14 protein-coding genes and 3 tRNA genes are annotated in these 26970 nt (G+C 62.2%); 9 read left to right on the plus strand and 8 right to left on the minus strand.

Annotated features, from left to right (window positions below; translation table 11 throughout):
• The 5 genes from HYT87_18525 to rsmI form a co-directional block, all read right to left on the minus strand.
• A partial coding sequence (locus HYT87_18525; protein ID MBI2061741.1) for a hypothetical protein occupies positions 1 to 1651 on the minus strand: 1651 nt, incomplete at its 3' end.
• 4304 nt (positions 1652 to 5955) lie between these two features.
• Positions 5956 to 7476, minus strand: coding sequence for an OmpA family protein (locus tag HYT87_18530; protein MBI2061742.1), 1521 nt, complete (start codon positions 7474 to 7476; stop codon positions 5956 to 5958).
• Positions 7477 to 7963: 487 nt separating this feature from the next.
• Positions 7964 to 8683 (minus strand): response regulator transcription factor, encoded by a 720-nt coding sequence (locus tag HYT87_18535; protein ID MBI2061743.1) that lies wholly within the window; start codon positions 8681 to 8683, stop codon positions 7964 to 7966.
• Positions 8614 to 10542, minus strand: a complete 1929-nt coding sequence (locus HYT87_18540; GenBank protein MBI2061744.1) for a sensor histidine kinase — start codon at positions 10540 to 10542, stop codon at positions 8614 to 8616. Before HYT87_18540 ends, HYT87_18535 begins: the two co-directional genes overlap by 70 nt.
• Positions 10533 to 11318 carry a 16S rRNA (cytidine(1402)-2'-O)-methyltransferase gene (gene rsmI / locus HYT87_18545; protein MBI2061745.1) on the minus strand — a complete coding sequence of 262 codons (786 nt, stop codon included), beginning with the start codon at positions 11316 to 11318 and terminating at the stop codon, positions 10533 to 10535. Before rsmI ends, HYT87_18540 begins: the two co-directional genes overlap by 10 nt.
• 73 nt (positions 11319 to 11391) lie before the next feature.
• On the opposite strand from rsmI, the gene HYT87_18550 reads away from it, so the two are divergent.
• From HYT87_18550 to HYT87_18565, 4 genes are all read left to right on the plus strand, one after another.
• A complete protein-coding gene (locus tag HYT87_18550; protein ID MBI2061746.1) occupies positions 11392 to 13086 on the plus strand; it encodes a hypothetical protein in 1695 nt (564 codons plus the stop codon).
• Between the two features lie 13 nt (positions 13087 to 13099).
• Positions 13100 to 15241: a diguanylate cyclase gene (locus HYT87_18555; GenBank protein MBI2061747.1), complete on the plus strand. Its 2142-nt coding sequence runs from the start codon at positions 13100 to 13102 to the stop codon at positions 15239 to 15241.
• 366 nt (positions 15242 to 15607) lie between these two features.
• Positions 15608 to 15680, plus strand: a tRNA-Lys gene (locus HYT87_18560).
• Positions 15681 to 15748: 68 nt separating this feature from the next.
• A tRNA-Glu gene (locus tag HYT87_18565) sits at positions 15749 to 15823 on the plus strand.
• A gap of 203 nt (positions 15824 to 16026) precedes the next feature.
• Here the strand turns inward: HYT87_18565 and HYT87_18570 are convergent.
• From HYT87_18570 to HYT87_18580, 3 genes are all read right to left on the minus strand, one after another.
• Positions 16027 to 16113, minus strand: a tRNA-Ser gene (locus HYT87_18570).
• A 162-nt stretch (positions 16114 to 16275) separates the two neighbouring features.
• Positions 16276 to 17403, minus strand: a complete 1128-nt coding sequence (locus HYT87_18575; protein ID MBI2061748.1) for a hypothetical protein — start codon at positions 17401 to 17403, stop codon at positions 16276 to 16278.
• A 25-nt stretch (positions 17404 to 17428) separates the two neighbouring features.
• On the minus strand, positions 17429 to 18022 hold the full coding sequence (locus HYT87_18580) for a CoA pyrophosphatase (protein ID MBI2061749.1): 594 nt from the start codon (positions 18020 to 18022) through the stop codon (positions 17429 to 17431).
• 120 nt (positions 18023 to 18142) lie between these two features.
• On the opposite strand from HYT87_18580, the gene pilB reads away from it, so the two are divergent.
• The 5 genes from pilB to HYT87_18605 all read left to right on the plus strand — a co-directional run.
• Entirely contained in the window at positions 18143 to 19840 is a 1698-nt protein-coding gene (pilB, locus tag HYT87_18585; protein MBI2061750.1) for a type IV-A pilus assembly ATPase PilB, read from the plus strand.
• Between the two features lie 3 nt (positions 19841 to 19843).
• Positions 19844 to 20938 (plus strand): type IV pilus twitching motility protein PilT, encoded by a 1095-nt coding sequence (locus HYT87_18590; GenBank protein MBI2061751.1) that lies wholly within the window; start codon positions 19844 to 19846, stop codon positions 20936 to 20938.
• A 3-nt stretch (positions 20939 to 20941) separates the two neighbouring features.
• On the plus strand, positions 20942 to 22153 hold the full coding sequence (locus tag HYT87_18595) for a type II secretion system F family protein (protein MBI2061752.1): 1212 nt from the start codon (positions 20942 to 20944) through the stop codon (positions 22151 to 22153).
• Positions 22154 to 22178: 25 nt separating this feature from the next.
• On the plus strand, positions 22179 to 22349 hold the full coding sequence (locus tag HYT87_18600) for a Trm112 family protein (protein MBI2061753.1): 171 nt from the start codon (positions 22179 to 22181) through the stop codon (positions 22347 to 22349).
• 126 nt (positions 22350 to 22475) lie between these two features.
• Positions 22476 to 26970 (plus strand): hypothetical protein (locus tag HYT87_18605; protein MBI2061754.1); only part of this gene is annotated, 4495 nt, incomplete at its 3' end.

Here is a 26970-nt window from a genome sequence, read left to right on the forward strand (position 1 = left end):
GATGGCTGTCCGTGTCCGCGATGTAGAGATTCCCATTCGGATCCACGGCGACGCCGCCAGGGGCGCACAGCGATGCCTCTGTGGCCTTCCCGCCGTCGCCGGAGTATCCCGGTAGCCCGTTCCCCGCCACAGTGGTGATCTTCTGCGTTGTGGCGTCCACCTTCCGGATGCGATGGTTGCCTGTGTCCGCAATGTAGAGATTCCCGTTCGAGTCCACGGCGACGCCGGAGGGGATGTTCAGCTTTGCCGCCGTGGCCTTGCCGCTGTCGCCCGAATACGCACCCTGGTAGCGGCCATTTAGAAGGCTAGGGTTCCCCGCCACGGTGGTGATATTCCCGCTCGTGTCCACCTTGCGGATGTGATGGCTGTCCGTGTCCGCGATGTAGAGATTCCCATTCGGATCCACGGCGACGCCGCCAGGGGCCCACAGCCATGCCTCTGTGGCCTTCCCGCCGTCGCCGGAGTATCCCGGTAGCCCGTTCCCCGCCACGGCGGTGATGATCCCACTCGGGTCCACCTTCCGGACGCGGTGGTTGCCCGTGTCCGCGATGTAGAGAATCCCGTTCGGGTCCACGGCGACGCCGCCGGGTCTCCACAGTCTTGCCTCCGTGGCCGGGCCGTTGTCGCCGGAATTGCCGCCCGTTGTTCCCGCCACGGTGGTGATGATCCCGCCCGCCATCTTGACCTCTGTCTCCTGCGCGATGGCGCTCCGGTTGCCCGCTTCGTCTATCGCCACGGCGGTGAAATAGTACGTGGCGGTCGAGGAGAGGCCCTTAACCGTGTGACTCGTGGCGCCGGCGAAGGTGGTGTAGTTGGATGTGAAGTTTGCCGCGCACTGCCCCTTCGTCTCGCTCCAGCAGATCTGGTAGATCAGATTGGCGGGCTGGCTCACGTTGTCCGTCGCCTCCGCCCATCCGAGGAGGACGGAAGTGCCGTCCGACTGCTTATTGGCCCTGGTCAATCCGGCGAACGTCGGTCCAAACATATCCACAACCCAGCTTACCGATGCGGGCGTTTCATCCGCGATCCCGGCGGAGTTTTTCGCGCGGACGGCGAAGGTGTGGGGGCCGTTGCCGAGGTAGTAGAGGAAAGCACCCTCTGGACTGCATTCTGCATAATCGGAGGACTCCTGGGAGCACTCGAACGTGCAGGCGGTGTTGTTGGGACTCTTGCAATCGTATGTAATCTTGTCGAAGGACACGGCGGTGGGAGAGGACGGCTTCGACGTGATGAAGGTATCGGGCGCGGCGGTATCGCAGTCCTGCGGGCAGGTCTGGACCGATTCCGCCAGTTCGCACGTCTGATTGCCGCACTCCGGCGTGGGGATGACGACGATCTCGATGTCGGCCGGGGTCGGATCTTCGTAGCCGTCCTTGTTGATCGCCTTGACGGCCACGTGGGTGCGGACCGCCAAGGGAATCCCGTCCACGGAGGAACCGGACGGCAGTTTTGAGAACTTGATCGTCCACGGCGAGGCGCAGTCTATGTACTCCGTGTCCGCCGCGTTGCACTTGAACTTGCAGGATGCTTCGTCCGCCTTCACCTCCTCGGCGCACGAGAACTCGAATGTGATCTCTTCGTCCAAGCTGACCATGTCCTCGTCGGCCTCGGCGGTCGTTTCGGGGGCGGTGTCGTCGATCCGGACGGCCATCCAGGTGTGCTTGGCGATCTTCGAGACGTTTCCGACGGAGTCGGTCGCGCGGACGGAGAAGGTGTGGGCGCCTTCCGGTAATGAGTTATGAGCGATGGGTGATGTGCAGGAAGAAAAAGCCGCCGAATCAAGAGAGCATTGGTAGGTGCAAGTGTCGCCCCGCAACCCGCGACGTTCGACGTGCGACGTATCGCCGCGTAGGGGCGGATCATCAGATCCGCCCGAACCGGAGGGAGCATCTAAAGATGCTCCCCTACGGGATACGCCCGAACCGGAGGGAGCATCTAAAGATGCTCCCCTACGGGATACGCCCTTCTCTGCGGCCTGGTCGGAACACGAAAGGGCGAACTTGGCCCAGGATTGATCGATGGCGGAGCTGTCGGGGAGGTTCGCGTCGATGAAGGCGGTCGGGGGCGTGGTGTCGGTGCTCCACTCGTACGAGGCTGGGGTGGGGTCTACGTTGCCGGCGGGGTCGGTGGCGCGGACGGAAAAAGTGTGGGGGCCGTCCTTCGACAAGCTCAGGACGAGCGGACTTACGCATGAGGAGAAGTCGGCGGAGTCGAGGGAGCACTGGAAGGAGCAGGTAGCCGCAGGCTTCACGCCTGCGTCCGAAGACGCACCCGTAAAGGGTGCGGCTACCGGATCGGTGCAGGAGAATTCGAACACGTGCGACGAGTCACGTGTCACGAGTAACGGCGTTTTCCCAAACGCAGTTTCCGGCGGCGTCTTGTCGACAGTCCACGTGAGCGAGGCCGGGGTGGGGTCCACGTTTCCGGCGGCGTCTTTCGCGCGGAGCCTGATGGTGTAGGTGCCTTCCCCCATGGCGCCAAAGTCGTTCTCGTCGTTCTCATAGTCGCTGGGGGGCGGTTCACAGGCTTCGTAGTCGGTGGTTTGCGATTCGGTGGGTGAAGTGATGGTGAAGGAGCATTCGAACGAGCAAGGCTCGTCGTTCATTCCCCGTCGTTCGTTCTTGCGTAGGGGCGGATCTTCAGATCCGCCCGGATCGGAGGGAGCATCTAAAGATGCTCCCCTACGGGATATGCCCGAACCGGAGGGAGTGTCTAAAGATGCTCCCCTACGGGATATGCCCGGATCGGAGGGAGTATCTGAAGATGCTCCCCTACGGGATACGTCCTTCCCTGCTTGCGGGCGGGCATCCAGCCTTCGCAGCAGCTTCAGCGGAGTAGGCAGCCCGCCCCTACGTGGAGGGGCGATGAAGGTCGGCGAGGAGTCGGAACAAGAGAAGGTGATCGAGGCTTTCAGCTTGTTCAGCACCAGACCGCTGGGCACCGGTTGTCCGGCGCTCATGATGATCAGCGCGGTATCCGGCACGTCGGTGTCGATGGACCACTTGTAGGTGGCCGAGGAGTCGTCAAGGTTGCCGGCGGCGTCGGTGGCGCGGACGGAGAAGGTGTGCTGCCCCTCGACAAGGCTCGGGGAAGAATAGGGAGGGGTGCAGGGGGAGAAATCGGCGGAATCGAGGGAGCATTCGTAGGTGCAGGCGGGCGAGGTGGACGTCGCCCCTACGTCACTCGTCGCTTGTTGCTCGTCTTCGCGTAGGGGCGGATCTTCAGATCCGCCCGGATCGGAGGGAGCATCTAAAGATGCTCCCCTACGGGATATGCCCGGATCGGAGGGAGCATCTAAAGATGCTCCTCTACGGGATATGCCCGAATCGGAGGGAGCATCTAAAGATGCTCCTCTACGGGATATGCCCGAATCGGAGGGAGCATCTAAAGATGCTCCCCTACGGGATACGTCCTTCCCTGCTTGCGGGCGGGCATCCAGCCTTCGCAGCAGCTTCAGCGGAGTAGGCAGCCCGCCCCTACGCACCGGCGCGGCGGGGGAAGAATTTGGCTCGGAGCACGAGAATTCGAACGCGGCGGTGGTGAAGCCGCTGACGGGTGAGGGTTGATTGGTGATGGTCGTCTCTGGCGCGGTGGTGTCGATCGTCCAAGTGAACGTGGCCGGGGAGGGGTCAACATTGAGAGCGGCGTCGGTGGCGCGGACGGAGAAGGAATGCGAGCCGTCCTTCGACAAGCTCAGGACGAGCGGGCTTGTGCAGGGGGAGAAGGAGTCGTCATCGCGAGCGGCTCGTGCTACGCAGCGAAGCCCTGCTTCGCAGAGTGGCAAGCGAAGCAATCCCGGCGCTTCGCCGTTGAGATTGCTTCGTCGAAGACTCCTCGCAATGACGGAGCGGGAGGGGAGAGGGGAGCCGTCCAGGGAGCATTCAAAGGAGCAGGAGGGCGGGTCTAAAGACACCGCCCCTACGGAAGAATCGGAACAGGAGAATTCGAATACGGCCGACGAGTCACGTGTCACGAGTAACGGCGTTTTCCCAAACGCGGTCTGCGGCGGCGTTTCGTCCACGGGCACGGCTTCCTCCGTGGCTTCTTCCACCGCTGCGCTGAAGTTCTGCGCGATGACGTTGGCGGCGATCTGGGTTTCTTCCCGGCTGGGGGGAGGCGTGGCGGGATCGAGGGCGGTTTTGACCGCCTCCTTGACTTGGTCCTGGAACGTCGGCTGGGGCGGAAGCTCGGGGAGGAGGACGTCCGGAGGGAGATCCGGAATCGGCTGGAGTTCCTGTGGGAGGACGATCGGCTCCGGAACGGAAGCGACGGCCACGGCGATCTTGACGAGGGTAGGCGTGGCCTTGTCCTGGGTTTCGGGTTGGCTGGCGAGTTCGACCGGCGCGGACAGACTTGGGCCGCCGAGGGTTGGGGATGGCACGCGGGCCGTGATGAGGGAAATGGGTTCTGCGTTTGGATCATCGCCCTTGGTGAACAGAGCGACGTTCAGGCCCGCCGGCGGCTCGTCCGCCGCCTGAGGGGTGGCTACGCAGGATTCGGCCTTGCCGGCGAGTTCGTCCGCGCGACGAATGAGGGCCGGGTTGGGGGAGTCTATTGGGCGACCAAGTTCGCCCGTTCTTGACTCCTGTAGGGGAGCAGCCTCGGCTGCTCCCGAAGAGGGAGGACCTGAAGGTCCTTCCCTACGCGCCTCGTCACGTGGCCCGGCGAGGAGGTACTTCTCGGCGGATTCGAGTTCGGAGAGGACCATGCCCAGGCATTTCACGCCGAGAGTGTCCCCCCCCCGGCGGGCGGCTTGTAGCATCGCTTCGGCTCCGGCGCGGACGCAGAGGACGCGGTTGGTCACCTCCGCAGAGGAGGGGATGATGGCGGGGGGAACGATTGTGGCTGCTTCCCCGATCCTTCTCTTCGTAGCGTCCGGGTTCACCCGGACGGGAATCGCCCGCCTGAAGGCGGGCGCTACGAGGGAGGACTGGGTCTCTGTTGTCTCCTTCAAAGAGGCCTGGACTTCGTAGTGGAGACAGGCTTTGGCAACGGGCCCGCCCGTTCGAGACGTATCATCGACACAGGTCACGGCATCCTCCCCGACACCCGCGCCGCATTGAAGGGCCGCGCCGAGGGCGAGGCGGCTGCGGCGCACAAGTTCGTCGGCCGCCGGTCCGGAAACGGTGGAATTCAACCTGGATTGCAGAACCTGGAGCGCGGAGTGTTTGTCTTCGATGCACGCCTTCTCCTCGCCGGAGCGCGCGAGGCGGGATCGTTCAGCCACGAGACCAACGGCGGCCGCGACCTCAGGCTCGGGAGTTCGGCGGGGCGCCCGTGAGGGGTGAGGGGTAGGCGCAGGCTTTACGCCTGCGTCTGAAGACGCACCCATGAAGGGTGCGGCTACCATCTCGTCTGAAGACGCACCCATGAAGGGTGCGGCTACCATCTCGTCTGAAGACGCACCCGTAAAGGGTGCGGCTACCACGCCATCTGAATGGGATGGGGGGGACTGACTGGACGCGAGGGCGGCATCGAGATCGGTCAGAACGTCCGCCGGGTAGACCACGTCCCACACGGCCACCATGTCGGCGGGGAGGAGGCCTTCGGGCAGGCTGCTCGTAGTCTGCCTCCTGCTCGCCAGAAGGGCCTCGTTGGGCGTGTGGGCTGGGGCGGCGTTCGGGTTGACCACCATAAAGGGCCGCGCGGCGGCCGCCCGCACGCCCTCTTCGCTCGGCGCGTCCACCTTCATGTAGAGCGGGCCGGCCTTTTCGGCGGTCTGGAGCAGGGCCGCCGCGTTCGATTCGAGATCGAGCGAGACGACGGAAGGGACGCACTCGGCGGTCGCATCGAAGAGAAGCGTCTTTTCGAACTCGCCGGTCTTCTCGACGCGTCCCACGCAGCCGACAAAGAAGAGAAGAAGTGCGAAGTGCGCATTCCGGGTAGTCGCAGCCTTCAGGCTGCGTTGTGGACGCGGGCTAAAGCCCGCGGCTACCGGGAACTTCTGCGCGCTTCTCACCGTCCCGCCTCCACAATCGTAAATTGGACGCGGCGGTTGACCATCCGGCCCTCCACCGTCGAGTTGTCGGAGATCGGCGCGGTGTCGCCGTAGCCCTTGGCTTCCAGCCGGGAGGCATCGATTCCTTTTTCCACCAGGTACTTCGCCACGGCCTCTGCCCGGGCCTGGGAGACACGGAGGTTGGTGGCGGGATTGCCCAAACTGTCCGTGTGCCCCTCCACCTTCACCCTGATCTCCGGATGCTGCCGGAGCGCGCCGGCCACCGCGTCCAGAACCGGGAAGGACTCAGGCAGAATCTCCATCTGGCCGGTTGTGAACCCGATTGTTTCGGAGATGACAATTTTCTCCTTGGTGACCTCGACCGCCGGCGGCTCGACGGTCGGCAGAGAAGACTGGATTCCCGCCTCCGCGGGAATGACGGAGGGTGGGGCGGGCGCAGGAGCCACAATCGCGGGCGTGGGGGCCACGACCGTGGGCGCGGCTTCACGCAGCACCTCGGCCGGAAACCCGAGGAACGAAATTCCGATCAGGATTCTCCAAGCCGGCACGACTTCATCCTCACCCGGAAAATCCCCGGAGAGGACGCCCAGGTCCGCAGCCACCTCGCCCAGGACCCGGCGCGTCACCTGCGCCCTCACACCGGGTGTCAGCCAGATGGGGTTGCCGCCGAAACCGATATCGACGATCCGGCCTCTGCTGTCCAGCGCCCGGCCGTCTTCATCGTAGTACATGAACCCTTCGAGGAAAGCCGTCAGTCTGCGACCCAAGTCCGATTCCACGGCGGCTCCGAGGAGGAAACTGTCCTCCGTGAGAACCCCGCGCGAGAGACGGGTGGACCGCGACGGCGCCGGATCGTTCGCGGCCACGTCGAAGACTTCGATCGTGTTGTCCAGCCGGTAGCCTGCGTTGAAATGGAGACGGAATCGGTCGAACGAAAGGGAGTTGAGAACCATCAGGTCGGGACTGAACGTGGCTGGGTCAACGAATCCGGTGCCCTCCGGCGCCAGGGCGCGGGCGCGGAAGGCGGCGGAGGCGGTCCAACGGTCTCCCTCACGCAGCGCAATCTTCGCGCCCAGCGAGAAATCGCCCAGGGACTCGTTCGTCAAATCTTGTGCCCGTCGATTGGGGTGTTCGATGCGCGTGGTGTCACGCCTCGCCTCCCAGCCCACGGCCCATTCCGTGCGATTGAGGAGTCTGGCGTAGGCCGCCGAGAAACCGGGAACGGCCGGGCTCAGCGTGAGGGAATAACCGCCCTCGATGAGCCGGTGGTTTTCGTAGTCGCCCACGAATGCGTCCTGCTGAAAGAATCCGAAGTGGAACTTGTGGACCGCGATGCCGGCGGGTGTGGTGCGGGCGTCGAGTGCGCGGACAAAGCCGCCTTGACCGCTGGGAGTTGTCCCCTCCGCTGCGCTTCGGGGATGACGATATGAAACGCCATCGGGTCTCGGCGTCGTCCCGTAGTCAAGCCCCCACGCGGGGGTGGCTCCGTGGAGGGCAAGTGCGAAAAGAAGAACCAAGGGGAGGGAGTTCTCCCGACGCAAGCGATCAACCTGAGAAACGCCCCGACCCCCTGCGAGGATACGGGGGAGCGAAGGGGCCGGGGCATATAGACTTGGAGGCCCGACTTGATGGAGTGCAAACCTTATGGAGACCGGGCGAGTCTTTTTTTCTCGCACTCTACGGGGCCCGGCTGAAGCGAGGGATCCCCGTGACTCCATGTTGTCGTGGGGAGCAGCATAACGAAGGCCGGCCGTTTGCCAATAGTCGAAACTGTGAGCGGGATGTAGCGGTTTGTACTACAGGGCGGACTAGACGCTGTTTGAAAACCTATCTCTGCGGTAGCCGCAGGCCATGGTCCATGCCGCGCCATCCTGGGCGCGGCGACATATCATGGCCCCGTACCCTCCGTGGCACGGGGCTTCAGCCTGCGTCCGAAGACGCACCCGTGAAGGGTGCGCCTACCAGGAGATCCCTTCCGGCAACGATGGCGTTTCCAAGCATAGGCTATTCCACCAGCTTGTGGTCGAGGGCGTAGCGGATCAGTTGGGCATTGTTCTCCAGGTTCATTTTCTCCAGGATCCGCGCGCGAAGGGTACTGATGGTGTTTACGCTCAGGGAGAGTTCCCCGGCGATCTGCGAGACGGTTTTCCCGGAGGCGATCATTTTGAGGACCTCAAACTCCCGGTTGGAGAGCCGTTCGTGGGGCGCCTTCGGCCCTCCGGACTCTATTTCCATTGCCAGTCGTTCGGCCACGGATGGCCGGATGTATTTTCCCCCGTCCGCCACTTTCCGAATCGCCTCGATGAGTTCATCGAAGGGCGCTTCCTTGGTCAAGTATCCCGCCGCGCCGTCGCGGATGGCCCGCACGGCATACTCTTCCTCCGGGTGGACGCTGAAGATGAGGACGGCCAATTTCGGGTGGGCCCTCCTGACGCTTTTCAAGACCTCCAGCCCGCCGGGGCCCGGCATGGAAAGATCCAAGACCACCACGTCGCAAGGCGTGCGGCCAAGGACGGCGAGCAGTTCATCGCCGCCGGCCGTCTCGGCCGCCAGGCGTATCCCCGGTGTTTCCTCGAGCAGTTCCTTGAGGCCGCGACGCACAACGGCATGGTCATCCGCAATCAAGACGCGGATTTCCCGAGGGGAAGTGAAATTCACGAGTTTTGGAGTGGGACTCTCACCCAAACCCGGGTCCCATGGCCGGGCTTTCCCTCCACTTCGCATTCACCACCCAGCGCCACGGCTCGTTCCCGCATTCCCAGGATGCCGAGGGAAGTGGACCCCGAACGGCCGGACTCCTTGAACCCCTGTCCGTTGTCGACGATTTCCAGTGTAAGCCGGCGGTTCGTCGCATCGAGTCGGATGTCCACGGCCGTCGCGCCGGAGTGCCGGATCACGTTCGTCAACGCTTCCTGGGTGATCCTGAAAATGGCGGTGGACGTATGCGAATCGAGGGGAAGATCTTCGATTGGTGTCCGGAGGTTGCACTGAACGCCTGTCCGCTCCTGGAAGTCGCGGACATACCACTCCAGCGTGGCGATCAGACCGAGGTCGTCGAGCGTTCTGGGCCTGAGTTGGGTGGAAATCCTGCGGCCGGCGCGGATGAGATCCTGCACCACCGCCGTCATCCCCTTCACCTTCTTCTGCTGGGGCGCTTCACCCTGGGCGAGGTGTCGCTCCAGCCAGGACAGATCCAAGTTCAGAGCCGTCAGTCCCTGGCCAAGCTCATCGTGCAACTCCAGGGCCAGCTTCCGGTTCTGTTCTTCATGAGCCTCCATCACGCGGGCGGAAAGCGACTGGATGGTCGCGCGGGCCGTTCTGAATCGGGCCACCATCGTGTACATGATGCAGATCATCATGACCGCCACACCGAAATCGGTCGGGTAGGCCGGCACCCTCGAGAGGATGGAGGAGTAGCCGAAGGCGCCCCACCACTCGATTCCGATGGCGGTGAAGAGCACCGCCAGACCGGTCAGCACCGCCCACGCGCCGGCGTAGCGGAGAAAAATGCCTCTGACGCTCGCCGCCAGGGAGACCACCGCGGCCAGCAAGTACAAGGGCAGCGAGAGCATCAGAATCTCCCCGGAGTACCGGTCAAGGCGAAACCATGCGACAAGGGACAGGAGCACACAACCTCCGGCGGTGATGCGAGCCATCGTTTTCAGGGGCGCTTGGAATACGCGGACCGCCAAGATCCCACCCGCGCCCACCGTGAGGAACCACAGGATGAACACGAGCTTCTGAATTCCGTGCGTTTTCAAGCCCGCGTCGTATGCAAGCTGGCTGTCCATCGCAAACGCCCCGCCATAGGCGAGCAACAGGATCGCGCAATAGAGATAGTCCAGGTGCTGGGGGTTCCTTGATTGAAGGAGTGAAATCAGCAGGAGGAGGAGCACCGTCAAGGTCAGGAAGACGCCCTCGAATTGTTTCCGGGCGCTCTCGCGCTCCGCCTTGACCAGCCGGAGCGACCTGAAGTCCCCCACGCCGATGTCCGAGTCCAACAGGCCGCCCGAGCCGTAAACGTTCATGACTCTGACCGCCAGGATGTTTGGCCGGTCAGAATAGAGAAGCTCGCGAGGCAAGGGGTAGACCCTCTCGGTCCAAGATGCCTGAACGAATCCTTGTCCCAGTTCCCCTTCGCCCCCGATCTTGACGCCATTCAAGAAGACCTCGTCGCTTTGGCCCACCCTTCCAAGATACACGGCGGGATCGACGCCAGGAAGAATGGGGTCGGAGTCGAATCGCAGCCGGTACCACCCGATGCGCTCGCCTCGCAACGGGATGGCGAGGGAGGGCCAACCCGCTGCCGCATCCCGCTCCGCCCACTCGGAATCATTGTACGAGGGCGAAGACCAAGCGGGGTCGTCGCCGCTCCTGAACTTGGGGAGGCCGTCAAAAGGTTTGAGGGCGGCTCGGAGATCCCATGCCGCTTCACTTCGCCGTCCCGGTGCCGGCCTCCATGCCGTTCCGATCACCGTCCCCGGAGGGGGTTGGAGCTTGGCGGAGAGGGCGGCGTCCACGTGGGCGGTGTGCGACGGCCCCATGGTGAGGACCAGGAATGACAGCGCGCCGGTCAGCGCCACCGGTCGGATCTCGTCACAAATCGGGGGCGGGTTGTGGCGTTGGCAGGGGATTGTTCGGGCGGCGAAGCCATCGACGCAGCGGCGTGGAGGATGAGCACCATCTCGCCGCGAATTTCATCGGGTTGCAGGCCGGCCTGAATCTCGGCCGGCGTACCCTCGTAGAGCGACTCATGAATTTTGGTCATCTCGCGCGCGAGGACCACGTGGAGGCGGGGCGCTTCGGCCACGAGGGCCCGCAATGTCTTGGCGATTCGATGAGGGGCTTCAAAGAAAACGTACGTCCCTCCGCGTGTGTTCAGGTGGTCGAGAATTCTCCTGCGGTCGACCCGCTTCCGAGGGAAGAACCCAAGGAACGTTGCAGGCGGAACGGGTAGACCCGCGATGGAGAGCGCGGCCGTGATGGCTGAAGGGCCGGGGATGGGGTGGACGGCATGCCCGGCGTCGCGAACGGCTCGAACGAGCGCCGCTCCCGGATCGGATAGGGCAGGGGTGCCGGCATCCGTCACGAGGGCGAGCTTTCGTCCGGCATCGAGCCAGTCCAGAACTTCATCGATCCGTGCGGCCTCATTGTGCGCGTGGAGGCTGACCATCGGTTTTCGGATGCCGTGGCGGTCGAGAAGAATCCGAGTCACACGCGTGTCTTCGGCCAGGATCATGTCGGATTCGTTCAAAATCCGGATGGCGCGCAGAGTAATGTCCTCCAGGTTTCCGATCGGAGTTCCGACCACGTAGAGCGCGCCCGGCCCCGGCGATCTTGCTTCATTTGCTTGACGCATCGTGTTAGTATTATATGCTGCTGGATCAAGCGATGCACTGGAAGGCCGCTACAACACCAAGGATGGGTGTGGGATGGATCTCAACCAACTCCTGACCCTCCACCGGACGTACAAGAGTCTTGGACGTCTCCGCCAGATCGTGGCGGTCCTCTCCCGACACGGGTTGAGCCAGTTCTTTCAAACCAGTCCACTCGCGAAATTCATCCCCCTTCGGCGTCGGTTTCTCCGCGCCCTGTCCTCCGAGGATGAAGCCGTTCCTCTTCCGCGGAGAATCCGGCAGGCGATGGAGGAGTTGGGACCGACCTTCGTCAAGCTCGGGCAGATGCTCAGCATGCGGCCGGACCTCGTGCCGCCGGGGTTCGTGGAGGAGTTCCAGCGTCTTCAGGACGCCGTGAATCCGCTTCCGTACGACCAATTGAAGCCGGTTTTCCTGGCGGAATTGGGAAAGGATGCGAAAGAAGTTTTCGCGACTTTCACGGAGAAGCCGATCGCCTCCGCCAGCATCGCCCAGGTTCACGACGCGGTCCTCCCCTCGGGTGAGAGGGTGGTGGTCAAACTGCAGCGGCCGGACATCGAGAAAACGATCGAACTGGATTTGGAAATCCTGGCGCTCCTCGCCGATCTCCTCATGAAGTATTTCCCCGCGCTGGAGGTGTTGAATCCCGCCGGCGTGGTGGAGGAGTTCAGCCGGGCCATGCGCCGTGAACTGGATTTCCGCCTGGAAGCGAACAACATGGATACCATCCGGGCGAACTTTACCGGAATGCCGATGGTGCGTATCCCCAAACTGGTCCGCGAGTTGAGCGGGAGGCGGGTGATCGTCATGGAGAGGATCGACGGCGTGAAGGTGACGGACCTCGAAACGCTGCGCCAGTGGGGCCTGGATCCGGTGGCTTTGGCGGGGCTGGGGGCGGACATTGTGATCAAGCAGGTTTTGAAGGACGGCGTTTTTCATGGCGACCTCCATGCAGGGAACATCCTGGTGACGCGGCAGGGTGAGGTGGCTCTGCTGGATTTCGGCGTGTTGGGGCGGATGGACAAGAAGCTGACCCGCGGGATCGCGATGATTTTCGTCGGCCTTATGGAACAGGAGTTCGGCGTGATTGCGGAAGAAATTCTCGATCTCTGCCAGCCGCGGGACTACACGGACATCGCGCAATTCGAACGAGACATCCGGAACACGGTATTGCCGCACATGGGACTCAGCCTCTCGCAGCTTAACGTGGGCATTGTTCTTCTTGAGGTGTTTGGGCTGGCGTTCAAGTACCGGATTCGCGTGCCGCAGGATCTGTTTCTGCTCGCGCGTTCGCTCGTGACCATCGAGGGGATCGGCCGGGCGCTCGACCCGAAGTTCGACGTCCTGGAGGTGGGATCGAAGTACACCAAGGACCTCGTCCAACAGCAATTGGACCCGGAGATGCTGCGCAAAGAAGCGTTGGTGCTGGGCCGCACGTATCTCAAGATGGCCGGCCAGTTCCCGTACCAATTTCGCGCGTTCGCGAACCGGGCGTTGACGGACGGCATCCGCGTGGACGTGTCGGATCGGGACCGCGATTGGATCCTGAAACGGCAGGAGCGCGCGGCGCATGGCTTGGGCCTTGGGATCGTGATCGCGGCCCTCTTGGGATCGAGCACGGTCCTTTACGTGATGGATAGCAGCCTGAGGGTAGGTCCGATACCGGTCCTCCCAGCGCTCGGCGCGGCGGCGGCGGCCTTCTTGGGCCTTTTCTTCATTGCGGGTATGCTTCCGCGGGGTCGTCACCGATAGGGGGTCTGAAGCGATGAAACTCCTTCTCCGGCATCATCTGGGCGTCCTGAGCCTGGGCGGCGCGGTCCTCTGGGCGCTCGGTTACTACGATGCGTCCAGCCGTCTCACCTACCCCACGTTGTTCTACTTGGTGCTGATTTCCGTTCTGTCGTTCTACCAGCTCTTTGGCTACCTCAAAGATCGGCATCCAAGTTGGGCCGGGCAGATCGACCAGGCGGCCGGCCTCGGGATCAGCATGCGTGTCATGATCCAGGCGCTCGGAGGCTTCGAAAGCCCGTTCTATCCGGTTCTCTATCTGGCGATGGCGTTCGGATCGGCGGTCTTCAGCGTCCCCGTCGTGTTGGGCCTGGCGGGGTTTGTCGTCGGCATGGAGCATGTGCACGATTGGGCGGCGGGAACATGGTCTGCGCACTACCCGGGGGAAGTGGTGCGTCAGCTCATGACCGTGGCGTTCGCCTTCCTGCCGGGATTCTTCCTTCACCAGGAGAGGAAAGGGCGCCAAGCCTCGCAGATCCGCCTCCGCGCATTCGAGAAGGAGGCGCAATTCTTCGATTTCCTGAGGTTCACGGAACCCGGAAACGGCCGCCACGCCTTGGAAAAGATCTCGAAAAGCAGCCGCGAGCGGGATCTGGTGGCGATTTTGAGTGACGGCGATCGCCCGCTGGAGGAACTGACGAACTACCTTTTCGAGAAGCTCAAGCCGAACACGGCGGCGGTGTTCATGGTGGACAATACGCGGGAGTCCGTGTGGCTCCGGAAATGGAAATCCGCGGGCAACCATCTCGACATCTGCCATCCGATCCCTTTGCGGGACAGCATTTTCGCCTGGCCGTACAACCAGAAGAAGAACCTGTACATCCCCGATGTAAAATCGCCGGACGTGCTCCAGTACTACACCGAGCCGCCGCCCGTGCGATCGTTGCTGTGTTCACCGGTCACGGTGGATGAGGAAGTGGCGGGATTCATCGTGCTGGATTCGCTGGAAGGGGACGCCTTCGAGAGCCAGCAGGATGCGCTCATGGGACTCAGCCGGGCGTATGCCGCGCACGCGGTGAGAACGCTCAAATCGATGCAGTACATTCATCAGGAGGGAATCGTTTTCTCGACCTTCAACCAGGCGTCGCAACGGATCAGCTCGAGCCTCAACCCGCGTGAGATCGCCAAGGCGGTGGGCGAGGTGGTCAAGGGCGTTCTGGAGTGCGACGTGGTCGCCCTGGCGATCTACGAGACGGTTCCGGAGCGCATCGCGATCTATCATCCCATCGGGCTGAAACTCATTCAGGGCCGCTCCCGTGGCCACGCGCAGGAAGAGGGAGAGCCGATCGTCATCCGCCCAGGAGAAGGGATCATCGGGTGGACGATCGATCATAAGGAGCCGTTCCCAAAATTTACCGTGGACGACCGAATGGCGCTCCTTGGGGATGAGGTTCGGCTGGAGGAGATCCGATCCTTCACGTGCCTTCCCCTCAATCTCAAGGAGCAATGTCACGGGGCACTGCTGGTCGGCTCGTACGAAAAGAACTACCTCGATGCGCGCGACCTGCACATCCTGCGCAATATTGTTTCTCAGACGGCGCTCGCCGTGGCGCACTCGAAGTCCTACCGGGAAAAGGAAATGCAATCGCTCACGGACGGTCTGACGACGCTGTACAACCGGCGCTACTTCTTGGAGGCCCTGGAGCGTGAAATCGACCGCGTGGAGCGATTCCCAGAGGAGTTCACGGTCCTCCTCATGGATCTGGACCACTTCAAGAGAGTGAACGACACGTTCGGCCACGCGGCCGGGGATCTGGTGCTCAAGAAAGTGGCGCGGCAGCTCAAGAGTTCCACACGCCGAATCGATACCATCGCCCGTTACGGCGGTGAGGAGTTCGGGGCGATCCTCGTGAACACCGTCGAGAAGGAGGGAGCCCGGTTTGCGGACCGAATTCGCCGGGAGGTATCGCAGCTTTCGTTCCCGGTGGCGGAACTCGGCGTGGCGGGGAAGGGAGTCGTGCAACTCAGCGCAAGCATCGGCGTGTCGGCCTTTCCGCACGACGCCCGGAGCTCGAAGGAGTTGGTCGACCGGGCGGACAAGGCTTTGTACTACGCGAAGAACACCGGACGCGACCGCGTCTCCACGTATTCGCGCATCAAGAACCTGCTGCCGAGCTGAGCGGTCAAGCAAAAGTGCGCTTGGAGTTTGGTGAATTCTCCGTGTCGGATCCCTGACAAACCCGCTCAGGTCCCGAGGCTAAACCTCGATCGGACGCTGGCGAAGGCCGCCCGTGCAATGGGCTTCGAGGTCGTCGAGCCGTAGTTCGACGGGAAGCTGCCCGCGCTCAGGTTGCCCACACTAGTCCAGGATGGTAGTCTTGCCCCCCACGTATCACGAGTAACGTGCGACGTGTAACGCGCCCCCCTCGGGGGCGGGGAGGCTGTAGCTCAGTCGGTACCAGCCATGGATGGTGCGGCACCGACGTGGCGCGGCAGGACGCCGCCCATCGCGGGTAGACTTGCAGCGGCCAAGTAGAGAAGTGTTGAGGCTGTAGCTCAGTCGGTAGAGCATCTGCCTTTTAAGCAGGGGGTCGCGAGTTCGATTCTCGCCAGCCTCATCAGCACCGTCCCCGGCAGGCTCGTTGACTTTTCCAGGAGGGGAGTCTACTTTCTCGTCTTCCGTTCGGTCCCCGTCGTCTAGCCTGGCCTAGGACACAGCCCTTTCAAGGCTGTAACACGAGTTCAAATCTCGTCGGGGACGCTCCTGTGGTTCATGAGGAAAGAGGGTCCAGGGCTTTTCGTTCCGGCCTCCTGCCTGACGAGGCCGATCCCTCCGTGGCGCGGCGAAGAATCGTGCAGCGGAGAGGGAGGGATCAACAAATGGCTCTCCTGCAATTTGTTCATCCCCAAAGTTGTCGCGCATCCTGCGCTCCATGGAGGTCTCTCCGAATACGCTTCGCGTATCGGAGAGGGAGGGATTCGAACCCCCGGTCCCCGTAAGAGGACGCCCGCTTTCAAGGCGGGTGCTTTCGGCCGCTCAGCCACCTCTCCGTGAAACTGTGCAGGCCATCGGAAACGTCTCCAGTCTATCTCGCCCATCCTTCCATGGCCCGCCTTATCCGGCAATGGAGTCGGCCCTCCTGGCCTCCATTTCCTTCCGGTCAAGGCGGGTGCTTTCGGCCGCTCAGCCACCTCTCCTCATGAATTGTGGTCTTACTTCGTCGTGCTTGTGGTCGTGCCGGATGACGTGGTCCCGACCGTGGTGCCCGTGGCGGCCCCGGCGACTTTGTACGTTCCGCACCCCGTGATCTCCACGGTGACGGGGGTCGTGCCGGTGAAGATGATCTTTCCAGATTTGGCCGGCTCGTCCTCGCCGCATTTGGCCGGATCGATGACCACGTCCTTCAGCTCAACGGTTGCCTTGCCTTTGGCGCCTTGTTTGGCATCTTCGTCGTAATGAACGAACTCGCCCGTCGCGTTGACGGTGGCGGTACCGTCGGAATTCTGCGCCGCGGAGCCCTTGACGCTGTAGATATCCTGGCTGCCCCCATCGCCGCCCTCGCAGATATCGCTACTCTTCTCGTCGAACTGAACGGTCGAGCTGCTCCCTGAGATCGAGGCATGATCCTCGATGGCGCACTTTCCCTTCTTGCCCAGGACCGTCAATTCCGTCGTGAGGGAAAGATCTCCCTTGGCCGTGAAGGAGGAGGTGCCCACCGTAAGCCCGGTTGAGGTGAAAAGGCCTTGGCCGGTGAACGACGCACCGAACGCGTCGCCCGAGGTGAGCGTCAGCCCATCGAACTTCATGCCGATCGCCGCATCGCCCTTGGTGAGATCGGACGTCCCCTGGATGAGGAGTGCTCCTTCGACACGAAACCCTTCAGGAGTCGTGCAACCGCCCTTGATCTGGACATCGACAGTCGAGCCGCTGGTGTTGTTGACCGTGGTGGGGCAAGGGCCGGAGGTCTGACGGGAGAGAGAGCGGCGCAGGAGGCGTCGGGGGGCTCCCGACATGCCGAAAAAGTCATCGCCGATCGACGCGATTTCGTTCGGATCGATGCTGCTCTTGATTTGTCCAAAGTGTACCGTTTCGAGCAAGTCGGCGGTGATCTCCTCGGCTCCGGCCGCGGCTTCCTTGGAGCCGTAGGCGGCTTGGGACAGCCCCGAGAGGGTCTGATCGATCTTCCCGGTGTCCTTGACGTCGGCTTCCTGAACTCCGGTTGCCGCTGAAGAGACGGCGGACCCGCCTGATGCCGCGGCTGTGGACTTGGAGGCATCCTCTCCGCAGGCCATCAGGAGCGGCACGGTGAGCAGCAGAGTTGTTTGCAGCAGGTGTTTCATTCTTCCTTCCTTTCTTGAAATTGCGCTAGCGAGGGGCGTCCTCCACGAGACCTTCATCAAAGAATTGCCTCAGAATGCGACCGGTGGCGCCCCAGATGTCGTAACTCCCGAATTGATAGTGGGGAATGGTGAACGTGTAGAGATCGACATGCACGGGCGGGTCTTCGTGATAGATGGCCGGATTGCGCAGGGCCGCGATGGGTGCCGTAAAGATCTCCCTGATTTCCACCTCCGAGCGGATACGCGCCGCCGCTCCGTTCTTGATCCAACCCACGAACGGACTGATGCAGAAACCCGAGGGGGTCGGCTGATCGTCCAACCGGCCGAGAATGACGATGTCCGCCGATTTCACACCGATTTCCTCTTCCGTTTCGCGGAGGACGGTGTCCGTCAGATGCACGTCCGTGGAATCGGCCACGCCGCCGGGGAAAGAAATTTGCCCTTTATGGTGTTCGACCGTATCCGTCCGCACGGTGAAAAGGATATGCGGCTGATCCTCGAGGGAGAGAATGGGCAGGAGCACGGCGGCCCGGCAGAGTTTGGTGGTGGCCAGCCGCTGAACCGGTCGGTCCCGCAACGAGCGGCGCACCTCATCGGCCAGCGTGAACGGTTGGGTCATGCTCAAAAGCATACTCCTCGGCCTCCGAATTTCAACGCGTGCACTCCCGGCACCCGTCACCGCGTGTTCCCGCTCCGATTGAGCTTGACCCACTCACGGTGTGATCGTAATATTCATCGAATGGCCGTTGAAGAAAAACTCGGGACCCTGCTTGTCCGAGAGAAGATGATCAGCCCGGAGCAGCTCCGGAAAGCGCTCGAAGAACAAAAAGCCTATGGCGGCCGCCTGGGATCAAGCCTCACGAAGCTCGGGTTCATCAAGGAGGAGGACCTTCTCAAATTCCTGTCCCGCGAATACGGCGTGCCCTCGGTGGATCTTCACAACGTCAAGATCGATGGCGGTATTCTCAAGACGGTCCCCCGTGACTTCGCGAAGAAGAACCGCCTCATGCCCATCAAGAAGGAGGGGGCCACGCTGACCGTGGCCATGAGCGATCCCACCAACATCGCGTTGAAGGACGAACTTCGCTTTCTGACCGGCCTCAACATCCAGCCCATGGTGGCGCCGGACCACCAAATCCAGGAGGCCATCGAGCGGCACTATTTCGTATCGGAAACGATCCGGGACGTCATCGCCGAAGTCGGCGCGGATGAAATGGAGCTGGTCAAGGATGTCGAGGAGATCGATCTCACCGATTTGCGGGCCGCCACGCAGCAGGCGCCGGTCATCCGCTTCGTCAACCACATCATCTCGGATGCCGTGCGGCTGGGGGCGAGCGACATCCACGTGGAGCCCTACGAGAAGATTTTCCGCGTCCGCTACCGCATCGACGGCGTCCTTCACGAGAAAATTCAGCCGCCGATTCAGCTCAAGGCCGCGATTGTGTCGCGTCTCAAGATCATGAGCAACATGGATATCGCCGAGCGGCGTCTCCCGCAGGACGGCCGCATGAAGATGCGCGTCCAGAACCGCGAGATCGACTTTCGTATCTCGATGATTCCGACCGTGCACGGTGAAAAGGTCGTCATGCGTCTGTTGGACAAGGACGCCCTCCAGGTGGACATGACGAAGCTCGGATTCGAGAAGGAGCACCTGGACGTTTTCAAGAAGGCCATCGCGCAGCCGTGGGGAATGGTGCTGATCACCGGGCCGACCGGCTCCGGAAAAACCACCACGCTGTACTCGGCGGTGCAGGAGCTGAACAAGGTGAACCGGAACATCCTCACGGCCGAAGATCCCGTCGAGTACAACTTTTCCGGAATCAACCAGGTGCAGATCAATGAGGACATCGGCCTCACGTTTGCCGCGTGCATCCGGGCCTTCATGCGTCAGGATCCGAACATTATTCTCGTCGGCGAAATCCGCGACTACGAAACGGCGGAAACGGCTATCAAGGCGGCGCTCACGGGGCACCTGGTGCTTTCCACACTGCACACGAACGACGCGCCCACCGCGGTTACCCGGCTTCTCAACATGGGTATCGAGCCGTTCCTGATCGTATCGACGCTCCACCTGGTGGGCGCCCAGCGTTTGATCCGCAAGATTTGCCAGGAGTGCAAAGAGCCGGAAAAGGTTTCACCGGAAATACTTGGGCAGCTCGGCATTCCCAAGGAGAAATTGAATGGAGTGGCGGCCTTCAAAGGCAAAGGCTGCCGCGCGTGCAATGGGATGGGCTACAAAGGCCGGCTGGCGCTCTACGAACTCCTGCCGCTCAGCGATCCCTTGCGGGAGCTCATACTGCAAGGGGCGGCATCGACGGAAGTCAAACGCGAGGCGATCAAGGAGGGGATGAAATCTCTCCGTCAGGCCGCTCTCCAGCGGCTATTGGAAGGAACCACGACCATGGAAGAAGTTCTCCGCGTTACGCTGGCCGATTGAGTCATGGTCACGCTTCATCAACTCCTCAAGATCATGGTCGAGAAGGGATCCAGCGACCTCCACCTGACCACGGGCAGCCCTCCCCAACTCCGGATCGATGGAAACCTGTACCCCCTCAAGATGGAGTCGCTTTCGCCCACGGATACCAAGCAGCTCTGCTACAGCATTCTGACCGACGCGCAGAAGAAACGGTTCGAGGAGGAGAATGAACTGGACCTGTCTTTCGGCGTCAAGGGTCTGAGCCGGTTCCGTTCGAATCTGTTCGTGCAACGCGGCGCGGTGGCCGGCGTGTTCCGCGCGATCCCGTATCAGGTGCTCAGTTTTGAGGAACTCGGACTGCCACCCATCATGAACGATCTGTGCAACAAGCCGCGGGGGCTGGTTCTGGTGACGGGTCCGACGGGATCGGGAAAGTCGACGACGCTCGCCGCGATGATCGACAAGATCAACACGGAGAATCACTACCACATCATCACGCTGGAAGATCCGATCGAGTTCCTCCACCAGCACAAGAATTGTCTTGTGAATCAGCGCGAGGTTCATTCGGACACGGAGGGCTTCGGCAAGGCGCTCAAGTACATCCTCCGGCAGGACCCGGATGTCGTTCTGGTCGGCGAGATGCGCGATTTGGAGACGATTGAGGCGGCGTTGCGAGTGGCCGAAACCGGGCATCTCGTATTCGCCACGCTCCACACGAACACGGCGGTGCAGACGATCAACCGTGTCATCGACGTGTTCCCGCCGTACCAGCAATCGCAGGTCCGGGCGCAACTCTCGTTCGTGCTCGAGGCGATCATGTGCCAGTCGCTTCTGCCGAAGGCCGGCGGGGTGGGGCGGGCGATGTGCATGGAACTCATGATTCCCAATCCCGCCATTCGAAACCTTATCCGGGAGAACAAGATTCACCAAATCTACTCGCAAATGCAGCTCGGGCAGGCCAAGATGGGCATGATGACCTTCAACCAGGGGCTGATTTCGCTGTGGCAGAAGGGCACCGTTACGCTGGAGGATGCGATGTCGGTCTCGCCGGAGTATGATGAGTTTCAGCAGATGGTGAACCAGGTGAAGATGGCGCAGGCGAAAGGGAAGGCGGCCTAGCGCATGGCTAAGTTTGCTTGGGAGGGCCGTACCGTGCAAGGGCAGATGACGACGGGCTCCATGGAAGCACCGAGCGCGGAAGTGGCCCGCGATCTGCTCGGCCGTCGCCGCATCGAAGTGACCAAGATCACGGCGGAAGAGTCGGCATTCGCCGCGCTGAAGAACATCAAGTTGTTCCAAGGGTCGGTTACGGGGAAGGATCTCGCCGTTTTTACCCGCCAGATTTCCACCATGATCGACGCGGGCGTTCCCATCCTGCAAGCCTTGGAAATCATGGGCGCCCAGACGCCAAACAAGTATTTCCGGGGCGTGATCACGGCGGTCAAGGCCGACGTTTCCGCGGGTGCGACGTTTGCGCAGTCGCTGAAGAGGCATCCACGCGTGTTCGACCACCTCTACGTGAACCTCGTGGCATCCGGCGAGCAGAGCGGCGCGCTGCCCACCGTGCTCACTCGGCTGGCCATACAGATCGAAAAAATGGTGAAACTGAAGAGCATGGTGAAGAAGGCCATGATGTATCCGGCCGTGGTGGTCTTCGTGGCCGTGGGCGTGATGACCCTGATGCTCGTGTACGTGATCCCGAAATTCGAAGGGATTTTCGAGGGACTGGGCGGTAAGCTGCCCCCGTTGACACAGGCGGTGATCGGATTGAGCCATTTCCTGATCGACCATTTCGTGCTCTTTGGAGCGGCCGCGGGAGGCGCCGTCTTTGCTTTCATCCTCGGCCTCCGCAACGAAAAGTTCCGGAAAGAGGTGCACAGGATTCTTTTGCGGATGCCGATCTTCGGCACAATCATCAGGAAAATCGCATTGGCCCGCTTTGCACGGACGCTCGGCACGATGGTGACCGGCGGGCTTCCCATCATGGACTCCCTTGAAATCGTGTCGAAGGCGTCCGGCAACCTCATCGTTCAGGCCTCCGTGATGAAATTAAGGGATGAATTGTCCAAAGGGAAGACCCTCTCGGAGCCGATGTTCAAGGACAAGTTGTTCCCGCCGATGGTGGCGCAAATGGTCCAGGTGGGGGAGAACACGGGCCAACTCGAAAGCATGTTGGGAAAGATCGCGGACTACTACGAGGAAGAGGTGGACGTGACCGTGGCCGGTCTCACGAGCATTTTGGAGCCGCTTCTGATCGTGTTTCTCGGGGCAACGGTGGGCGTGATCATCGTGGCCATGTACCTGCCGATTTTCAAGATCGGCGAACTGGTGTAAGACAGGCGCAAGGAAGGAGTACCGCATGGCATTGGATCCGAAACTTCTGGAGATTCTGGCGTGCCCGAAATGCAAGGGCGACATCCATCTCACGAAAGAGGGAGATGGCCTCATCTGCGACAAGTGCAAGCTGAAGTACGCCGTCAAGGACGATATCCCCATCATGCTGATCGACGAAGCCACGCCGATCAAGTAGGGCCTCTCCCGCAGCCTGACCCGATAAGACGTCAATCTCAATCCGCCTGAGCGTTCGGCCTGCCGCGTGCTCACGTTGTGACGAAAAGACTTGACATTTGGCGGGCGATTTGCGAAACAGCCCTTCGTGAAGGGATACAGGGGAATTCAAATCCGATTCGCGCCGCCGGCAGCCGTGCTTTTTCTGGTCTCGTCGCTTCAGGCCGGCATCGGCGGTCCCGGGTTTGGCACGGCCTCTAACACACACAAAGATATTCACGCGGACCCCGACGCCCCTGAAAAGCTCCTGATCGTCTCCGTCTCGGACGCCCCCGATCCATTCTCTCCGAATGGAGATGGAAGATACGATCAGAACTCGATCACCGTCGACGGCACCGTCCGCCCGATCGACGGCCTGAAGGCGCAGGGCGAGTCCCACAAGGAATTCTTCTTCCGCGTCGAAGCTCGCATCCTCGATCCATTAGCCGGCCGGGTCGTCCGCAACCTCTCCGCCGATTTCCATGTCATTGCGAGCGGAGCGAAGCAATCTCGTTCCGCCGTCTCTGCCTCTGCAACATGGGACGGCAAGAGCAACTCCGGCCAAACCCTCCCCGACGGCACGTACCCCTACACCGTCGCCTCCTCCTACGTCCGCGTGGACTCCAAGACCGGCAAGGAGAAGTTGATCGATTCCGTGACGACCGATGGCGGCACGATCACCATCGACACCACTCCACCCACCTTCACCGCCCTTTCACCCGAAAACGGATTCGTCAGCCCCGTTCCATCAGTTCAGATCACCGGAACTCTCTCCGAGAAGTCCACCCTCACAATCAATTCCCAGTCCGTCACTCTTCCACTTGATCACTCGTTCACTTTTGACACTTCCCTCGCTCACGGAGCGAACATTCTCACTCTTCTCGCCGAGGACGCCGCCGGCAACCGAACCATGCGCACCCTCACGATCATCTTCGACAACATCCCGCCGACCATCCAGATCCTCCGCCCCGCGCCGGATGCTTACGTCAACTCCGCAACGCCCGTCATCGAAGTCACCTACCACGACCCCGAACCCTCCTCCGGCCTGGACCTCGCCACTCTGTCGGTCTTGGTGGATGGACATTCCATCGTCCCCGGGGACTCGTCCTCCGCAGATGACCCCATGACGACGTTCCTCTCCATCTCCACATTCCTTTCCGACGGCCCCCACGCCCTCACCGCCTCCATCTCGGACCGCGCCCGCAACGGCGGCGACGCCGAACCCGTCTCCTTCACCGTCGACACCATCCCCCCCGTCCTATCCCTCTTTGATCCAGCCTCAGGACTGAGGACTCGGAACCCAGCACTTTTGGTTCGCGGCGCCGTGAACGAGCCGGGAGAAGTATTCGTGAACGGCGTGCCCGTTCCGCTCCAGCCCGTGGTGGCCGAGCCGATCTCTGTCGTCCCCGGCTTTACCGATCCCCCGTACCTGAACTACGCCCCGGAGCGGGACCTGAGCGAGACCTTCGACGAGGGCATCCCCGGCGACTGGTTCCGCGGCCATACGGCCGGCAGCGGGGGCGTCATGGCGGCCCAGGATGGGCAGGTCCTGTTTGACACGGGGCTTCAGCCGGTCGGGAGCGAGGGCAACAGCCTGGCGATGACGCCGGGCATGATGCAGCCGTTCGACACCTCCCAGGGGTTCACCGTTTCGGTCGATTTTGCGCTCGATGCCTTGCAGGGCACCGGCTTCTTCGGACTCCGCTTGGGCGATGCGACGGAACTCTCACCGGGCCGGATGAGCGAGTTCGGCTTCCGAGTCGAAACCTCCTCTCCCGCGCCGGAGGCGGGGGAAAACCCGTTGTCTTCCTGGGTCGAGGGTGTGTGGCTGCGGGCGGTCACATCGGAGGGGCGGATTTCCGAACAGAGCGATTCCTCCCTGTCCTTCTTTCCCGGCACGACCTACCGGTTCGAGATGGTCTATGACCCCGCCGGCGCCACCTTGTCCGGTCGGGTCTCCGACCCGACGCGGCTTCTCTTTGACCGCACGATCGAAGGCTTTCGAGCGAACTACCCCGTGAGCGTGGCTGTCCAAGTGGCGACGCAGGTCTTGGACGCCGGGTCAAGCGGCGGGTGGCTTCAGGCGGACAGCCGGGTGGCGGTGCGGATGGACAACCTGATCGGCGTGAACCTGAAGCTCCCCGAGGCGTACCTCATGAGCAACTCGCCCCTTCGGATCGGCGAGACGAACTACAAGGAGATTCCCGGCCCGGCGGGGGTGCTGCCGCTGCCCGGAACGGTCTTTCTTCGGGAAGCCGCGCTCTCTCCGGAGTCGCTGGGACTCGTGACGGGCGACCGCGCCCGGGTTCCGGCGGACGTCGATCGGGACGTGAACGCGGCGCTGCTCTCCACGAGCTTCGGGCCGAGGGTGACGGTGTATACGCATCTGGATCGATCCGGCTTCGAGGCGTTTCTCCATGCTGCCCTGGACCCCCAGGCGACGATCGACGCCTTCTTCCCCGCGTTCAAGTCCCACGGCGCGGGAAAGAGCTACACGTGGACGCTTCCGTCGCGCGGCTCCGGCCCGCCGGGCCCGCTCACGTTCACCACGCCCGTCGGTCTGGCGGAGGGTCCCAACCTCATCACCGTCACCGCCACCGACCTCGCCGGGAACGACTCCCTCCCCGTCTCCCGCGCCGTCACGCTGGACACCCAGCCCCCCCAGATCGTCTTGAACTTCCCCGCCTCGGGCCTCCGCACTCGCGACTCCACCATCCCCGTTCGGGTTTCCTATCTCGACTCCGGCGTAGGGGTCGACTTGTCGACCCTCATGATTTCCCTCGATGGCGTCAATGTTACGCCGCTCTTCGTCGCCCCCGACTTCGTGGAATTCCAGCTCACGCCACTGGATGGGAACCACACCCTCCTCGCCTCCATCCGCGACCGGGCCGGCAACTCAGCCGTCTCCGCCCCCGTCTCCTTTTTCGTCGACTCCACCCCGCCCGTTCTCACCCTCCACAGTCCCCAAGATGGCCAAATCTTCTCCACCGGCGAAGTCCTCGTGGAGGGCGAAGCGTTCGACATTTCTCCGATGTTCGCCACCCTCTCCCTCAACGGCGTGCCCGGCATCGTCGATTCCCCCACCCCGAACGGCCATTCGTCCTTCACGCTCCCGCTTGTGGACGGCCGGTACACCCTCGAAATCGCCGTCCGCGACGATCTGGGCAACCGGTCGGTAGTATCCGCTTCCTTTGAGGTGGATACATTTCCGCCCTACATTGGCATTGTCTACCCGCCCGACGGATTCGAATCGAACCAAACCGAGTTCGCCATCGTGGTGGCCTACATCGACGAGACGGAGGGAGGGGGAGTGGACCTTTCGTCCCTCCAGATCACGATGGATGGGGTGGATTTCACGCCGTTGTTCCCCACGGACCTTTCCAGTGTCATCATTATTGATCCGATCGCGGAGGGCGCACACACGGTCCATGCCTCCGTCCGCGATAGGGCGGGAAGCTACGCCCAAGCCACTCCCGTATCCTTCTTGATCGACCGCACCCCACCCGTCGTCGTGATCGACCAGCCGGCGCCGGGTTCGGTCCGCGAAACGGACGAGGTTTTCGTGCGGGTGGGCTACTCGGACGTCCTGACCGGCGTCGATCCCGGCAGCCTTCAGGTTGTTCTTGATGGCCGGGAGGTGACCCCAGCGGAGCGGGGTGGGGCGGAAACATCGTTCACGACCCATGTGGCCCCCGGAACGCACACATTGGAGGTCTCGATTATGGATCGGGTCGGCAATCCCGCCGAAGCGGATCCAGTGGTCTTCATCGCCGACTTCCCCGCGTGCGACTTCGCTTCACCTCCCACGTTCGGTGCTCCGGAGAGGAGTGGCGGGGCCGGCCGTGGCGCGATCAGGGCGGCCCCGGCCTCGTTGGGAGCCGGAGCTCCCTGCGAGCGGCTGAAACATATGGCCGTCATCCGCAATCACCGTCCCGAGGAGGGGGGCCTCCTGCCGGTCATGGTCATTCCCTTCGACGATGTCCGATCCGTTCGGGCCGTATGGCGTACAACGGAGCCCGACTCATCCATTCTGGCCACCGAAATGGCGTGGGGCGGAGGTGATCACGAAATGGCCATCCCAGTTTCAGAAGGGTCCTATCTCGTGGAGATGATCGTTGAGACGGAAGCGTGCCTGGAACACTCCCCTCCCTCGTGGGTCAATGTAGACGATCCCGCCGCATGGAGTTCGGCGCAGGAACTGCCTCGTTCCGTCGTGAAGAAAACGAGACCGGATCTCGCCGGAAGGGCCCCCGTGAGGAAGATGGCGGGGCAGGACATGCCGCCCATTATCGGGGAACATGTATCGACTTCGAATGATTCCGTGTGGACGCGGTGCGCGACCAATAACGGTCCATTGCGCTGCGAAACTTGTACCGTGAATGACCGTCAAGAATTGTCAGAGGCGATTCCATCATGGTCATATTGCTACAGATTCGAACAGAAATGCACGACGAACGACGGGTCCGATTGCAACTGGTTGTACAGCAAATTCTACTCGTGCGACTCGATGGGATCTTGCGATTGGGTGGAGTCCGGCTGTGGAACGGCCGACATCGAGAAGTGTATTGGCGGCTTCGAGTACCAAGGAGAGGGCTTCGGTCGGT

Source organism: Nitrospirota bacterium (assembly GCA_016180645.1).
In the GTDB taxonomy this organism is placed as follows: Bacteria; JACPQY01; JACPQY01; order JACPQY01; family JACPQY01; genus JACPAV01.

Coding starts and splice junctions, on each gene's coding strand:
- pilB (MBI2061750.1), top strand. CDS start 18,143: ATGGCCGTTGAAGAAAAACTCGGGACCCTGCTTGTCCGAGAGAAGATG.
- HYT87_18595 (MBI2061752.1), top strand. CDS start 20,942: ATGGCTAAGTTTGCTTGGGAGGGCCGTACCGTGCAAGGGCAGATGACG.
- HYT87_18550 (MBI2061746.1), top strand. CDS start 11,392: ATGGATCTCAACCAACTCCTGACCCTCCACCGGACGTACAAGAGTCTT.
- HYT87_18590 (MBI2061751.1), top strand. CDS start 19,844: ATGGTCACGCTTCATCAACTCCTCAAGATCATGGTCGAGAAGGGATCC.
- HYT87_18555 (MBI2061747.1), top strand. CDS start 13,100: ATGAAACTCCTTCTCCGGCATCATCTGGGCGTCCTGAGCCTGGGCGGC.
- HYT87_18600 (MBI2061753.1), top strand. CDS start 22,179: ATGGCATTGGATCCGAAACTTCTGGAGATTCTGGCGTGCCCGAAATGC.
- rsmI (MBI2061745.1), bottom strand. CDS start 11,318: ATGCGTCAAGCAAATGAAGCAAGATCGCCGGGGCCGGGCGCGCTCTAC.
- HYT87_18535 (MBI2061743.1), bottom strand. CDS start 8,683: ATGCGAAGTGGAGGGAAAGCCCGGCCATGGGACCCGGGTTTGGGTGAG.
- HYT87_18575 (MBI2061748.1), bottom strand. CDS start 17,403: ATGAAACACCTGCTGCAAACAACTCTGCTGCTCACCGTGCCGCTCCTG.
- HYT87_18580 (MBI2061749.1), bottom strand. CDS start 18,022: ATGACCCAACCGTTCACGCTGGCCGATGAGGTGCGCCGCTCGTTGCGG.